Annotated in this window: 13 protein-coding genes and 1 tRNA gene; 10 read left to right on the forward strand and 4 right to left on the reverse strand. The window is 45.3% G+C overall.

The genetic code is table 11. The annotated features are described in order from the left end of the window. The first annotated feature begins 28 nt into the window (after positions 1-28). The 6 genes from lrp (at position 29) to serS (ending at position 6,724) form a co-directional block, all read left to right on the forward strand. Positions 29-517, forward strand: coding sequence for a leucine-responsive transcriptional regulator Lrp (lrp, locus tag QTP81_RS09330; RefSeq protein WP_289365082.1), 489 nt, complete (start codon positions 29-31; stop codon positions 515-517). 155 nt (positions 518-672) lie between these two features. Continuing rightward, the gene (locus QTP81_RS09335) at positions 673-3,117 is read left to right on the forward strand and encodes a DNA translocase FtsK (RefSeq protein WP_289365083.1); all 2,445 of its coding nucleotides are present in this window, start codon (positions 673-675) and stop codon (positions 3,115-3,117) included. Position 3,118: 1 nt separating this feature from the next. Next, positions 3,119-3,733 carry an outer membrane lipoprotein periplasmic chaperone LolA gene (gene lolA / locus QTP81_RS09340; RefSeq protein WP_289365084.1) on the forward strand — a complete coding sequence of 205 codons (615 nt, stop codon included), beginning with the start codon at positions 3,119-3,121 and terminating at the stop codon, positions 3,731-3,733. Next, complete coding sequence (locus QTP81_RS09345; protein WP_289365085.1) at positions 3,720-5,057, forward strand: replication-associated recombination protein A; 1,338 nt, start codon at positions 3,720-3,722, stop codon at positions 5,055-5,057. Before lolA ends, QTP81_RS09345 begins: the two co-directional genes overlap by 14 nt. Then, positions 5,054-5,422: a fluoride efflux transporter CrcB gene (gene crcB, locus QTP81_RS09350; protein WP_289365086.1), complete on the forward strand. Its 369-nt coding sequence runs from the start codon at positions 5,054-5,056 to the stop codon at positions 5,420-5,422. Before QTP81_RS09345 ends, crcB begins: the two co-directional genes overlap by 4 nt. Positions 5,423-5,431: 9 nt before the next feature. Beyond that, positions 5,432-6,724 carry a serine--tRNA ligase gene (gene serS / locus QTP81_RS09355; protein WP_289365087.1) on the forward strand — a complete coding sequence of 431 codons (1,293 nt, stop codon included), beginning with the start codon at positions 5,432-5,434 and terminating at the stop codon, positions 6,722-6,724. On the opposite strand, the gene QTP81_RS09360 is transcribed toward serS, so the two are convergent. The 4 genes from QTP81_RS09360 to QTP81_RS09375 are packed head-to-tail and all read right to left on the reverse strand — an operon-like array spanning position 6,721 to position 8,509. Further along, positions 6,721-7,062 carry a TusE/DsrC/DsvC family sulfur relay protein gene (locus QTP81_RS09360; protein WP_289365088.1) on the reverse strand — a complete coding sequence of 114 codons (342 nt, stop codon included), beginning with the start codon at positions 7,060-7,062 and terminating at the stop codon, positions 6,721-6,723. The two genes, serS and QTP81_RS09360, sit on opposite strands and share 4 nt — an antisense overlap. Before the next feature lie 3 nt (positions 7,063-7,065). Continuing rightward, the gene (locus QTP81_RS09365) at positions 7,066-7,422 is read right to left on the reverse strand and encodes a DsrE family protein (RefSeq protein ID WP_289365089.1); all 357 of its coding nucleotides are present in this window, start codon (positions 7,420-7,422) and stop codon (positions 7,066-7,068) included. Continuing rightward, positions 7,422-7,787, reverse strand: coding sequence for a DsrE/DsrF/TusD sulfur relay family protein (locus tag QTP81_RS09370; protein ID WP_289365090.1), 366 nt, complete (start codon positions 7,785-7,787; stop codon positions 7,422-7,424). The genes QTP81_RS09365 and QTP81_RS09370 overlap by 1 nt, the downstream gene beginning before the upstream one ends. 53 nt (positions 7,788-7,840) lie before the next feature. Then, the gene (locus tag QTP81_RS09375) at positions 7,841-8,509 is read right to left on the reverse strand and encodes a Bax inhibitor-1/YccA family protein (RefSeq protein WP_289365091.1); all 669 of its coding nucleotides are present in this window, start codon (positions 8,507-8,509) and stop codon (positions 7,841-7,843) included. Between the two features lie 248 nt (positions 8,510-8,757). Between QTP81_RS09375 and QTP81_RS09380 the strand changes: the two genes are divergently transcribed. The 4 genes from QTP81_RS09380 to pgsA all read left to right on the forward strand — a co-directional run bounded on the left by QTP81_RS09380 (position 8,758) and on the right by pgsA (position 12,344). Continuing rightward, positions 8,758-8,849, forward strand: a tRNA-Ser gene (locus tag QTP81_RS09380). Between the two features lie 397 nt (positions 8,850-9,246). Next, the gene (gene uvrY, locus QTP81_RS09385) at positions 9,247-9,891 is read left to right on the forward strand and encodes a UvrY/SirA/GacA family response regulator transcription factor (protein WP_289365092.1); all 645 of its coding nucleotides are present in this window, start codon (positions 9,247-9,249) and stop codon (positions 9,889-9,891) included. Further along, the gene (uvrC, locus tag QTP81_RS09390) at positions 9,892-11,718 is read left to right on the forward strand and encodes an excinuclease ABC subunit UvrC (RefSeq protein WP_289365093.1); all 1,827 of its coding nucleotides are present in this window, start codon (positions 9,892-9,894) and stop codon (positions 11,716-11,718) included. A gap of 59 nt (positions 11,719-11,777) precedes the next feature. After that, positions 11,778-12,344 carry a CDP-diacylglycerol--glycerol-3-phosphate 3-phosphatidyltransferase gene (gene pgsA, locus QTP81_RS09395; protein WP_289365094.1) on the forward strand — a complete coding sequence of 189 codons (567 nt, stop codon included), beginning with the start codon at positions 11,778-11,780 and terminating at the stop codon, positions 12,342-12,344. Positions 12,345-12,447 lie beyond the last annotated feature (103 nt).

Consider the following 12,447-nt stretch of genomic DNA (forward strand, 5'->3'; position numbering starts at 1 on the left):
CGGAAAAAATATTTAATAGGCTTTTATTGTGCTGGCCAAGACTCCCAAGAATCTGGATAGAATAGACCGGAAAATATTGATTGAATTGCAAAAAGATGGGCGTATATCGAATGTCGATCTGGCAAAAAGTGTGGGTTTGAGCGCGAGCCCCTGTCTTGAGCGAGTAAGGCGTCTAGAGGCTCAGGGGTACATCAAAGGGTATCGAGCGCTTGTTGATCCAGAAAAGCTCGGTGCCGCTATGTTGGTATTCGTCGAAATTACTCTGACAAAAACATCCGTAGATATTTTTGCAGAATTTTCTGCGGCAGTTAAACTGCACGATGATATTCAAGAGTGCCACCTAGTTTCAGGTAATTTTGATTTTTTGTTAAAAGCAAGAGTGGCGGATATGTCGAGTTACAGAAAACTGCTAGGTGATACGCTGTTGCGCCTCCCAGGAGTAAGCGAATCAAGGACTTACGTAGTAATGGAAGAGGTCAAGTCAACAACACAAGTCCATATAAGTTTAAAAGCATGATTTGTCTGTTAATTGACCCAATCAGAACAACGCATTTATTTGCGTTATCTCACTTGGCTTGTGGTAGGATTTAGCATCAAAACAAAAATAATTAAACCAAAAGGAACGACACTGCTTCATGTTGCGTTCACTTTTAGCAATTTATATTTAGGGTTATGGCGCGATTAACCGGTATTCAACGACTATTTGAAGTTGGGATGATGCTTGCGTGTACGTTGGCATTTTTCTTACTTTTAGCAATAGCTTCTTTTCATCCTGCTGATCCCGGCTGGAGTCAGGTTGGACTGCAAGCAGATGTGCAGAACTGGGTGGGAGCCACGGGCGCTTGGATAAGTGACATCCTCTTGTTTAGCTTTGGTTATCTTGCATACGCAGCCCCTGTAGCGTGTGCATTGATTGGCTGGTTTTTATTTCAACGGGTAAAAACACTGACCGAGTTTGACTATCTAACCATTGGCTTACGCATCATTGGCAGTATTTTGTTTTTGCTTGGCCTAGCTGGATTATTCAGTTTAAACACGGCTGATATATATAGTTTTTCCGCCGGAGGAATGGTTGGAAATGTTATAAGTTCAGCGTTGATGCCGTTTTTTAATTTGGCTGGTACGACGTTACTACTCATCAGTTTTGTGTTGACTGGTTTGACTTTAATGACCGGTATTTCTTGGCTGTCGGTGATCGATCACATCGGTGCAGGCGCTATAGCCAGCGCGTTGTTTACCATGCGGCTGCCGAAAAAAGCGCAAACACTGGCTATACCACTGCTCAATCGCTCATCAGAAAAACAAGCATCCGAGAGTGAAAATGTCACTATTACCCGTATGCAAGCTCCTCCCGTTGATGAGCCGCTAGATACGCGTGCCGCTAAGCAAGAGCCTAACTTTGGCATTCCAGATGAAGTTTTTGACGAACCCAATGTTGTCGATGAGGTAGAAGTACCTGCGATTAGTCGCATCGATAGTTTAAAGCAACGGTTTGCCAATCGCCGTCATATTGATAGAGAGCAAACCAGTGAAGTCGTTACCAATGACTTGAGTAAGCCTGAGTCCGCAGAAAAAGAAACAAGTGAAGATGTTGGTATTACAGCGTCAACTGAACCTGTGACACCAATGCCTTCATTCGATTTGCTTGAACGACCAGATAAACACGAGAATCCGATCTCTCAAGAAGAGCTAGAGCAGGTATCGCGCTTAGTAGAGCAAAAGCTAGCTGACTTTAATATTGAAGCGACCGTAGTGGGTGTTTACCCAGGACCTGTCATTACTCGTTTTGAGTTAGACTTGGCACCGGGCGTAAAGGTCAGCAAAATCACGGCGCTATCGAAAGATCTTGCGCGAGCAATGTCGGCCATTTCGGTGCGCGTTGTTGAAGTTATCCCGGGTAAATCTGTTATCGGCTTGGAGTTACCCAATAAAAACCGTGAAATGGTTAGGTTGAGCGAAGTTATAACCTGTGAGTCTTTCCAATCCGCAAGCTCAAGTTTAACCATGGTTTTGGGTGCGGATATTTCGGGCAAACCCGTTATCGTAGATTTAGCAAAAATGCCCCACTTACTGGTCGCAGGTACAACCGGTTCAGGTAAGTCGGTGGGGGTTAATGTCATGATCCTTAGCTTGTTGTATAAATCTAAGCCCGAAGACGTGCGGATGATAATGATCGATCCGAAAATGCTTGAGTTATCGGTTTATGAAGGTATTCCACACCTACTGGCCGAGGTTGTTACTGATATGAAAGAAGCTGCCAATGCTCTGCGTTGGTGTGTCGGCGAAATGGAACGTCGTTATCGCTTAATGTCTGAACTCGGTGTGCGTAATTTAAAAGGCTATAATGCTAAAGTGCTTGCCGCCCAAGAAGCGGGAGAACCAATCAAAGATCCCTTGTGGAGATTTGAAGAAAGCATGTTAACCGAAGCACCTGATCTCGAGAAGTTACCGGCCATTGTCGTTGTAGTAGACGAATTCGCTGACATGATGATGATTGTGGGTAAGAAAGTTGAAGAGCTCATTGCCCGTATCGCTCAGAAAGCGCGTGCAGCTGGTATCCATCTAGTTCTGGCCACACAACGCCCATCGGTGGACGTGATCACCGGCCTGATAAAAGCCAATATTCCGACGCGGATTGCCTTTCAAGTATCGAGTAAAATCGATTCTCGGACCATCCTCGATCAACAAGGTGCAGAAACTCTGTTGGGGGCAGGGGACATGTTATATCTACCGCCAGGTACCGGAGTCCCAACCCGTGTTCACGGGGCTTTTGTTGATGACCACGAAGTGCATGCGGTAGTTGCCGATTGGAAATCGCGGGGGGAACCGGAATACATCGATGAGATCCTTAATGGTGAAGCGACTGCAGAGATATTATTACCGGGTGAACAACCCGAAGGTCAAGATCAAGAAATGGATGCTTTCTATGACGAAGCAGTTGCCTTTGTGACCCAGTCGCGCAAGGTGTCGGTGAGCAGCGTACAGCGCAAATTTAGAATTGGTTACAATCGTGCAGCGCGAATTGTTGAACAAATGGAGCTCAGTGGCGTCGTAAGTGCATCAGGCCACAACGGCAACCGCGAGGTGCTTGCACCACCTCCGCCACCAAGGGATTAAGATGAAGTTAATCGTAAATTTTTGTTTATTGGTATCTGCAATTTTTGCACATTCAGCGAGCGCTACCAGTGACGATGCGAAACACGCACTGCAACAACAATTAGCCTATTTAAAGGGGTTTGAAGCGCAGTTCCAGCAAACGGTAAGAGATGTTAATGGTGATCTCGTTCATGAGGCTGAAGGCATCATCACAATGCAACGTCCAAACCAATTGCATTGGCACACCACGTTTCCTGATGAAATACTGCTCGTTGCCGATGGTGAATCCGTCTGGCAGGTAGATTACTTTGTGGAGCAAGTCACTGTTGTTAAACAAAGCAGTGCGGTTGAAAATAACCCGATGATGCTGATCACATCTGATGACCCGACTGACTGGCGAAACTTCAGTATTACTCAGCAAGATGGCGCGTTCCAAATCCAAGCGTTAACACAGGGACCGATTGCAACGTTGACCTTGACCTTCACTGACGGTGTGTTGAGTCTATTGCAAAGTGTTGATGCACAGCAACAGGTGTCTACGTTAGTATTTATTGACCCACAGGTTAACCCTGAAATAAATAGCAATAAATTCGAACCGCAATTACCTGACGGGTTTGTTTTGGATGACCAGCGATAATCTCACCGGCTCACTGTTTTCTGTAGAACTAACACAACCCTTAGCGGCACGTTTGCGCCCAACGGCACTCGATGATGTTATTGGTCAGCAACACCTATTAGCTGAGGGGATGCCGCTTGCGCAAATTGTTGCCACCGCTAGCCCAACGTCAATCATTTTGTGGGGGCCACCAGGAACTGGGAAGACTACGCTAGCAGAAATTGTCGCAAATAGCTCGAGTAGCGCAATGGTCAATATTTCCGCGGTAACAGACGGCGTAAAAGAGATCCGTCGAGCAGTTGAAATTGCTCAGCAAAAACTGCAAGAGGGCAAACGCACAGTGGTCTTTGTAGACGAGGTGCACCGCTTCAATAAAGCTCAGCAAGATGCCTTCTTACCCCACATTGAATCTGGACTGATTCAGTTTATTGGTGCCACAACCGAAAACCCTTCGTTTTCGTTAAACAGTGCATTATTGTCCCGCGCTCGCTTGTTTATTTTGAAGCCTTTAGGTGCCGAAGACCTAGCGTTGTTGTTAGAGCGTGCTTTGAGTGAGCTCAACAGTAACTCGACACAACCATTAGCTGTATCTGAAGCGGCTCAAACAGCGCTCATTCAGTTGTCTGCTGGTGATGGTCGGCGACTCCTTACACATTTAGAGTTAGCGCTGCAATTGGCAAACAATGGGATCATTGATGTCGAACAAATACAGTTAAGCAGTGGGTCAACTCATACCGCGTTCGATAAGAACGGTGACATTTTCTATGATCATTTATCCGCATTTCACAAATCAGTACGCGGCTCTTCAGTGGATGGCGCATTGTTTTACTTTGCGCGTTTGATCCAAGCGGGTTGTGATGCGACGGTCATTGCCCGGCGTTTGCTCGCTATTGCCAGTGAAGATATCGGCAACGCTGATCCCAGAGCGCTAAGTTTATGTGTGACGGCGTGGGATGTTTATCATCGAGTGGGTGCAGCCGAAGGGGAGCGCGCTATCGCTCAAGCCATTGTCTACTGTGCTCTAGCACCCAAAAGCAACGCAGTTTATCAGGCGTTTAAAGCGGCACAGCGAACCGCTGCAGAATTCCCAGATACGCCCATTCCTGCGCATTTACGCAATGCGCCAACAAAGATTAGTAATGATCAGGGCCATGGAGCTGAATATCGCTATGCGCACAATGAGCCAGGCGCCTACGCTGCTGGAGAAGAATATCTGCCCAAAGGTGTACCCGGTGACTTTTATGCACCCAATGATCGCGGATTAGAAAAACAACTCGCGGCTAAACAAGATTATTTAAAGCAACTCGATGCGATTGCGCGGGATAAATCGGGAAACACTCAATGACCATGTATATGTATGTTGCATTAGGCGGTGCTGTTGGGGCTTGTTTACGCTTTTTCATCACCACAAAAGCTGATCTTTGGTTTGGAAAAGGTCTGCCCTTTGGTACACTAGCGGTCAATGTTATCGGGTCATTTTTGCTTGGGTTACTGTATATGTGTTTACAGGATGCCTATGCAGAGTCTCCGTATCGAGCGTTGTTGGGAATTGGCGTATTAGGTGCCTTCACAACCTTCTCCACATTTTCGCTCGATACCGTTCTCATGATTCAACACGGTGAATGGTTTAAAGCGTTAGCCAATGTCGGGCTTAACGTTGTTGTTTGTGTAATGGCTGCTGGTTTAGCGGTCTTTTTAGTAAAAGGGTAAATAGATCTCATGTTAGATCCGCGTTTTTTTCGACAGGATATAGAAAAGACAGCCGCGCGCTTAGCGACGCGAGGTTTTGATTTGGACGTTGCAGCGTATAACGCGTTAGAAGAGCAGCGCAAAACACTGCAAACCAAAACACAAGAGTTACAAAATACGCGAAATGTGAAGAGTAAGTCTATTGGCAAAGCCAAAGCCAGTGGTGAAGATATTCAACCACTCCTTGCTGAAGTCAGTGGCCTTGGTGAAGAGCTCGATGCTGCTAAAGCTGAGCTTGAGCACGTGCAAACTGCATTGAACATTTTTTATCAAGAAACGCCCAATTTACCGGATGAAGACGTAGCCGTTGGTAAAGACGAAGATGAAAACGTAGAAGTCTTAAAGTGGGGAACACCCCGCACGTTTGATTTTGAGGTAAAAGATCACGTTGACCTCGGTGACGCTTTGGACAAAGGGTTAGATTTTGAATCAGCGGCTAAATTATCTGGCGCGCGCTTTGTGGTTATGCGTGGCGCCGTGGCTAGATTAAATCGCGCGCTAGCGCAGTTCATGCTCGACAAGCATACCCAAGAGCACGGTTATACTGAAATGTATGTGCCTTACTTGGTTAACAGCGATAGCTTATTTGGCACGGGGCAGTTGCCTAAGTTTGGCGAAGACTTGTTTCATACCAAGCCGGCAACAGAAGAAGGTCAGGGCATGTCACTGATCCCAACGGCTGAAGTACCGCTTACTAACCTGGTTCGTGACGTGATCCTCGACGATGCTGAGCTGCCAATCAAAATGACGGCTTATACTCCTTGCTTCCGCAGCGAAGCCGGCGCTTATGGTCGCGATACTCGCGGTCTAATCCGTCAACATCAATTTGATAAAGTTGAGCTTGTGCAGATCGTTAAGCCCGAAGATTCAGATGCGGCCCTAGAAGCGCTAACGGGTCATGCTGAAGCTATTTTGCAAGCCCTAGAGCTTCCTTACCGCAAAGTTATGTTGTGTACAGGCGATATGGGCTTTGGTTCGGCTAAAACTTATGACCTAGAGGTCTGGTTGCCAGCTCAGAACACCTATCGCGAAATTTCATCATGTTCAAATATGCGTGATTTCCAAGCGCGACGTATGCAAGCGCGCTATCGCAGTGCTGCAGGGCAAAAGCCGGAATTAGTCAATACTTTGAATGGTTCTGGACTTGCAATTGGACGTACGTTGGTTGCGATACTAGAGAACTATCAAAATGCTGATGGCAGTATCACTGTCCCAACGGCCTTACAGCCATACATGGGCGGTGTGTCGACTTTATCAGCTTAAAGGCATTTGGCGGGCTTCGGTAAGCCTGCCAGTTTCGTTGCTTGTTTTGCTGGGCCTTTGGGGAACAAGCGATGTAAATAACGACTATTGCCTTTTTCGGGGCCGAATTTCGCGGCCATCGCTTTGACTAACGCCCTTATCGCAGGGCTGGTGTCATACTCCATATAAAACGCTCGCACAAAGCGCACGACTTCCCAACGTGGTTCATCAAGTTCAATCCCATCATTCTCGGCAATAACTTCTGCAACGCGTTCAGTCCACTGTGTATGGTCAAGTAAGTAACCGAGCTTATCGGTTTCCAGTATCTGATCGTCAACGATTAGCGTATTAACTGTCATTATTTAAAATCTCACCACATGGTCGTATCTGGCTATGAAGTCACTAATCAGTGCTGAATCCAATTCAGTGATATCCAAATCTGTATACACTGTATTGCTGTTGTTGAATACTGCCAAACTGTCTGAACATACAAATACATCGTCAATATCGTAAAACGGGAATGATTTGATAATTTTAGCCGTAGCCTGCTTACTCGAGTTTTCTGGCTTTGGTGTAGCAAGCAAGCTTAAGCCTGCTCCCAAAAATAGTGCGCTTGCTTGGTGACCATAGCCCGTCGAGGCCATTATGAAATCTAAACCATCCAAGGCCTGTTGATAGTTCTCGACACCACTTTCAAAGACTACGAGTATATTTGCCACTAGAGTTGTACCAACGTTTCAACACTGTGTAATCGACTAAAAAACTCACCCATACCATGCGCTTCAAAATAGTTTGCCAGATTGGTTTCTGCAGAGATACCACGCTTTTCTGCGGCCGTTACACAAACTATTAAAGGTATCCCATGGGCATTAGCAATATGTTGCCACGCCTGTGTTGGGCTTTCATCATCACCGGCAGTAGAAAGGCATGCATTAGCGACATCAACACCATCGGCATAAAAGAAAAGGTGATCGATAGTGACGTTATTTGCGAGCATGTTCCGCACCGTGTTCAGCGCATTACGCGTGGCATGTTCGTCGCGAGGGGAGCTCGTTATGAGGCAGGCGATGACTTTGTTATTCATAATAAAAAAAACACCCCGATAAACGGGGTGTTTATTGGATTTAATCGATTCGATTAATCATCGCCACCGAATGCACCTAGAAGCTGCAATAACGATACGAAGATATTGTAGATACTCAAGTATAAACCAACTGTCGCTAGAATGTAGTTAGTCTCACCACCATTCACAATGCGGCTAGTATCAAACAAAATGAAACCGGACATAATGAAAATGATTGCTGCACTAATCGCTAACGACAATGCTGGAATACCTAGGAAGATATTCGCAATCATCGCAACGATAGCTGTCAGCATACCAATTACCAAAAAGCCACCAAGGAAAGAGAAGTCTTTTTTCGTTGTTAGCGCATACGCTGACAAACCTAGGAAGATAATTGCTGTGCCGCCTAGTGCCTGCATGATTAAAGCAGGGCCACCTGGGAAGCTCATATATGCAGAAAGTAGAGGACCTAAAGAACCACCTAACAAACCGGTGAACAAAAATACTAACCCGATGCCTGCAGCCGAGTTAGCTTTCTTGTGCAGGATAAAAAGCGTAACGAATGCGCCAATTGTCATTGCTAATGCGCCGACGCGGCCTAATCCTATAGCCATAGTGATAAAAGCACACACCGCACTAAAAGCAAGTGTCATTGCCAACAACATATAAGTGCTACGCAACACTTTATTTGTTTGTAAAGCAGACGGTTGAGCCGTGCTAGCGTACATAGAACGCTGATCCATTGTTACCCTCCAACAGGTGCAAGTTAAAGTTGCGCGAAATTACCATCAATTACCGCACTTACTATTTCATTAGTTACTTTGTAGGGTTTTTAGTTCCAATTTTCAAGTGCTTTCGCATCAGTAAACGACAGAATTCACGAACAATTGCATCAAAATCCGTCGAACTGATTATTTACTGGCCAAACAAATAAATTTTTACATTTACTACTTTACAAGCTAACCGTTCATCTTTACTATTCGCACCACTTGGAGAGGTGGCAGAGTCCGGCTGAATGCACCTGACTTGAAATCAGGCGAAGGGTCAAACCTTCCGGGGGTTCGAATCCCTCCCTCTCCGCCAAAATTACGAAACCCCGCAAATGCGGGGTTTTTTTAATTTGGGGAAAAGGGATGCTTTGATGAGAAGCTCAGGTCCGACAAAAATGCCGGGAGCATTTTTGAACGTGCGAAGCACGGCCCGAAGGGCGAAGGGCAGGAAGCCCGGAGTAATCCCTCCCTCTCCGCCAATTACAAGAAAACCTGCTTTTCAGCGCGAAGCCCGCAGAGAAAGAACGCTAGAGTGTTTTTGATTGATCCCCAGAGGTGGCACTCCCTCGTTTTATTTAAGTCCCAGATTAGTAAGAACCTTCGAGTAAATAATACTCGCGATGCCAGGATTGTGAAAAAACGGGATTTTCAATCGCTGCATAACGATGTAAAGTTAGGACTCTTCATTACAATACAAATAACAATTCAAAGTGATAAAAATTCTACTGGTCGACGACCACGACTTGGTTAGGACAGGCATAAAAAGGATTCTAGAAGACGTAAAAGACTTTTCTGTCGTCGCTGAAGCAAAGTGCGGGGAGGATGCCGTAGCTATCTGTCGTAAAGACGCACCGGATGTAGTTCTGATGGATGTAAACATGCCAGGCATGGGCGGGTTAGAAGCCACTCGTCAGATCATGCGTATGTCAGAAAATACTCGTGTAATAGGGCTTTCAATGCAAAGCGAAAGTCCTATACCAGCAAAAGTTATGCACAATGGTGCATTTGGTTTTCTAACTAAAGACGCTGAGCCCAACGAAGTTATTAATGCAATCTATAAAGTAGCAGCAGGGCAAAAGTATCTTGCACCGGATATTGCACAACAAGTGGCTTTGGGCTTCTTAGATATGTCTGATGCCAACCCATTTGATCAGCTAAGCGATCGAGAGCTTGAAATAACCATGATGCTGATTAAGGGACAGAAGGTACCTGATATTGCTAATTTATTGAATATTAGTGCTAAAACCGTCAATACTTATCGGTATAGAATGTTTGAAAAACTGTCGGTAAACAGCGATGTCGAGCTGACTCATTTAGCATTACGGCATAAGTTGATCACCTCCGAACAGTTCTAGATGTCTGCTTCAAGCACTTTTGACATAAAAAAGTTCCTGGCAAACTTAACGCATCAGCCTGGCGTTTACCGCATGTACAGCTCGGCTGATGAAGTTATTTATGTTGGTAAAGCAAAGAATCTTAAAAATCGTGTGTCGAGTTATTTTAAGTCGAACCACGATAACTCTAAAACTCGTGCATTGGTCGCCAATATCGCGTTTATTGATGTTACGGTCGTCAGTAGCGAAACTGAGGCATTCTTACTCGAAAATAACTTTATTAAGAAATACAAGCCGCGTTACAACGTGGTCTTACGGGATGACAAGTCGTACCCCTATATCTTTCTCTCCGGTCATCAACATCCACGGTTATCATTTCATCGCGGCTCGAAAAAAGCCAAAGGCGAATACTTTGGCCCCTATCCAAGCGCGTGGTCAGTGCGTGAAAGTCTGCGTTCAATGCAACGAATTTTTCCGGTTCGTCAATGTGAAGACAGTTATTACCGATCGCGTTCAAGGCCATGCTTGCAGTATCAAATGCAGCGCTGTTCAGCACCTTGTGTTAATGGCTATGTCTCCGATGAGGAATACGCTGAACAGGTAGAGTGGGTGAGGCTGTTTCTCAAGGGTAAGAATAAAGAAGTTATTGAAAAGCTCGTACACAAAATGGATCAAGCAAGCCAAGACTTGAATTTTGAGGCCGCGGCCCGTTATCGCGACCAAATAGCAGCATTGCGTAAGATTCAAGAGCAACAGTTTGTAGCTGGCACGCAACAAGAACTTGATGTATTTGGTATTGCTGTTCACCGAGGAGGGGCGTGTATTCACGGTTTGTTTATCCGTGATAATCAACTCTTAGGCAGTAAATCCTTTTTCCCTAAGGTCCCTTCACTTGCAGATGAAAACGAAATCTTTGAAGCCTTCTTAACTCAGTTTTACCTCGCTGGTAATAAAAAAATTCCAAAGCAAATTGTAGTACCGACTACTATCAGTGATAAAGCGACCATCGAGAAATTACTCTCGGATGAGGCACAACGCAAAGTCCAATTATTTAGCGGTGGACGGGACGAAAAACGCCGGTATTTGCAATTGGCGCAAACGAATGCTGCTAATCAATTGTCCGCACAGCAAAGCCAACAACAATCGGTTACCAATCGTTATGATGCATTGGAAGAGGTTTTGCAATGGGATACCCAAATACAGCGTATGGAGTGTTTTGATATAAGTCATACCTCAGGTCAACAAACGGTCGCATCATGCGTTGTTTTTAATCGTGAGGGACCATTAAAATCTGACTATCGACGCTTTAATATCGAGGGCATCACACCGGGTGATGATTATGCCGCTATGGATCAGGCGCTGCGCCGACGTTACAGCAAGGTTCAAGACGCTGAAAAGATACCAGATATTTTGTTGATTGATGGCGGAAAAGGCCAGCTTGCCCAAGCGGAACGCTGCTTTGAAGATTGGCCTCATGAGAAGAAACCACTATTAATAGGTGTAGCCAAGGGGACGACTCGTAAACCCGGGCTAGAGACACTAATAATGGCAGGAACACATGAAACGATGCCAATGTCGGCGGATTCACCGGCTTTACACCTAATTCAACATATTCGTGATGAGTCGCATCGATTCGCCATTGCTGGTCATCGAAATCGACGTCAGAAGATCAAAACAACCTCATCATTAGAATCGATACCCGGTGTAGGGGCCAAGCGAAGACAAGCGCTACTTAAATACATGGGCGGCCTTCATGGCCTTAAAAAAGCCAGTAAAGACGAAATTAGTGCGGTCCCCGGTGTTAGTGCAGAACTGGCGGAAGTTATTTACGACTATCTTCATAGTTAACTTTTATTCAGCAAAAGGTTAAACTCTCAAAGTCGTAATCATAATGAGTCGTATATCTCGTGTGGACAATTCCTAACATCGTCACCATGTTTCGCGTCATTTTAATTCCGGTGTTTGTAATTGTTTATTTTCTTGATTGGGAATATGCACAGTACACTGGCGCGTTTATTTTTTGGCTTGCAGCAATCACCGATTGGTTTGACGGCTATCTCGCACGTAAACTCCAGCAATCAACGCCGTTCGGGGCGTTTCTTGATCCCGTAGCAGATAAGCTAATTGTTGGTGCGGCGTTACTAATGATCACTCACACCTATGATAGTGTATACATTACAATCCCCGCGATTGTATTGATGATGCGCGAGATCTATATTTCCGCTCTGCGAGAGTGGATGGGCCAAAATGGCTTAAGCGATGTGGTCAAGGTTAATTTTACTGGTAAGGCTAAAACCATGGCGCAAATGCTAGCCTTAATTGGCCTATTATCTGGATTGGAATATTTCATGGGCTTTAGGATCTACTGGGTGAGTCTTGGTTATATTCTGCTTTATTTTGCTGCGGCATTGTCTATTTGGTCGATGGTTACATACACATTAGCAGCTTGGAAACATCTAAAAGCCGCTCAGTAATTGCGCAAAATATCGACGTTCGAACAAAAGTCGCTTAAAAACACAGCAAACGGACATTTTAGTAGTTGACAGCAATGACTTTGTCGGTAGAATTCGTGCCCAC

The sequence above is a fragment of the Neoalteromonas arenosi genome (genome assembly GCF_030362855.1).
Lineage (GTDB): Bacteria > Pseudomonadota > Gammaproteobacteria > Enterobacterales > Alteromonadaceae > Alteromonas_E > Alteromonas_E arenosi.

Excerpts from the sequence above, each read along its gene's own strand:
- crcB (WP_289365086.1), top strand. The coding sequence starts at position 5,054 with ATGACCATGTATATGTATGTTGCATTAGGCGGTGCTGTTGGGGCTTGT.
- QTP81_RS09345 (WP_289365085.1), top strand. The coding sequence starts at position 3,720 with ATGACCAGCGATAATCTCACCGGCTCACTGTTTTCTGTAGAACTAACA.
- QTP81_RS09360 (WP_289365088.1), bottom strand. The coding sequence starts at position 7,062 with ATGACAGTTAATACGCTAATCGTTGACGATCAGATACTGGAAACCGAT.
- uvrC (WP_289365093.1), top strand. The coding sequence starts at position 9,892 with ATGTCTGCTTCAAGCACTTTTGACATAAAAAAGTTCCTGGCAAACTTA.
- serS (WP_289365087.1), top strand. The coding sequence starts at position 5,432 with ATGTTAGATCCGCGTTTTTTTCGACAGGATATAGAAAAGACAGCCGCG.
- QTP81_RS09335 (WP_289365083.1), top strand. The coding sequence starts at position 673 with ATGGCGCGATTAACCGGTATTCAACGACTATTTGAAGTTGGGATGATG.
- lolA (WP_289365084.1), top strand. The coding sequence starts at position 3,119 with ATGAAGTTAATCGTAAATTTTTGTTTATTGGTATCTGCAATTTTTGCA.
- QTP81_RS09375 (WP_289365091.1), bottom strand. The coding sequence starts at position 8,509 with ATGGATCAGCGTTCTATGTACGCTAGCACGGCTCAACCGTCTGCTTTA.
- QTP81_RS09370 (WP_289365090.1), bottom strand. The coding sequence starts at position 7,787 with ATGAATAACAAAGTCATCGCCTGCCTCATAACGAGCTCCCCTCGCGAC.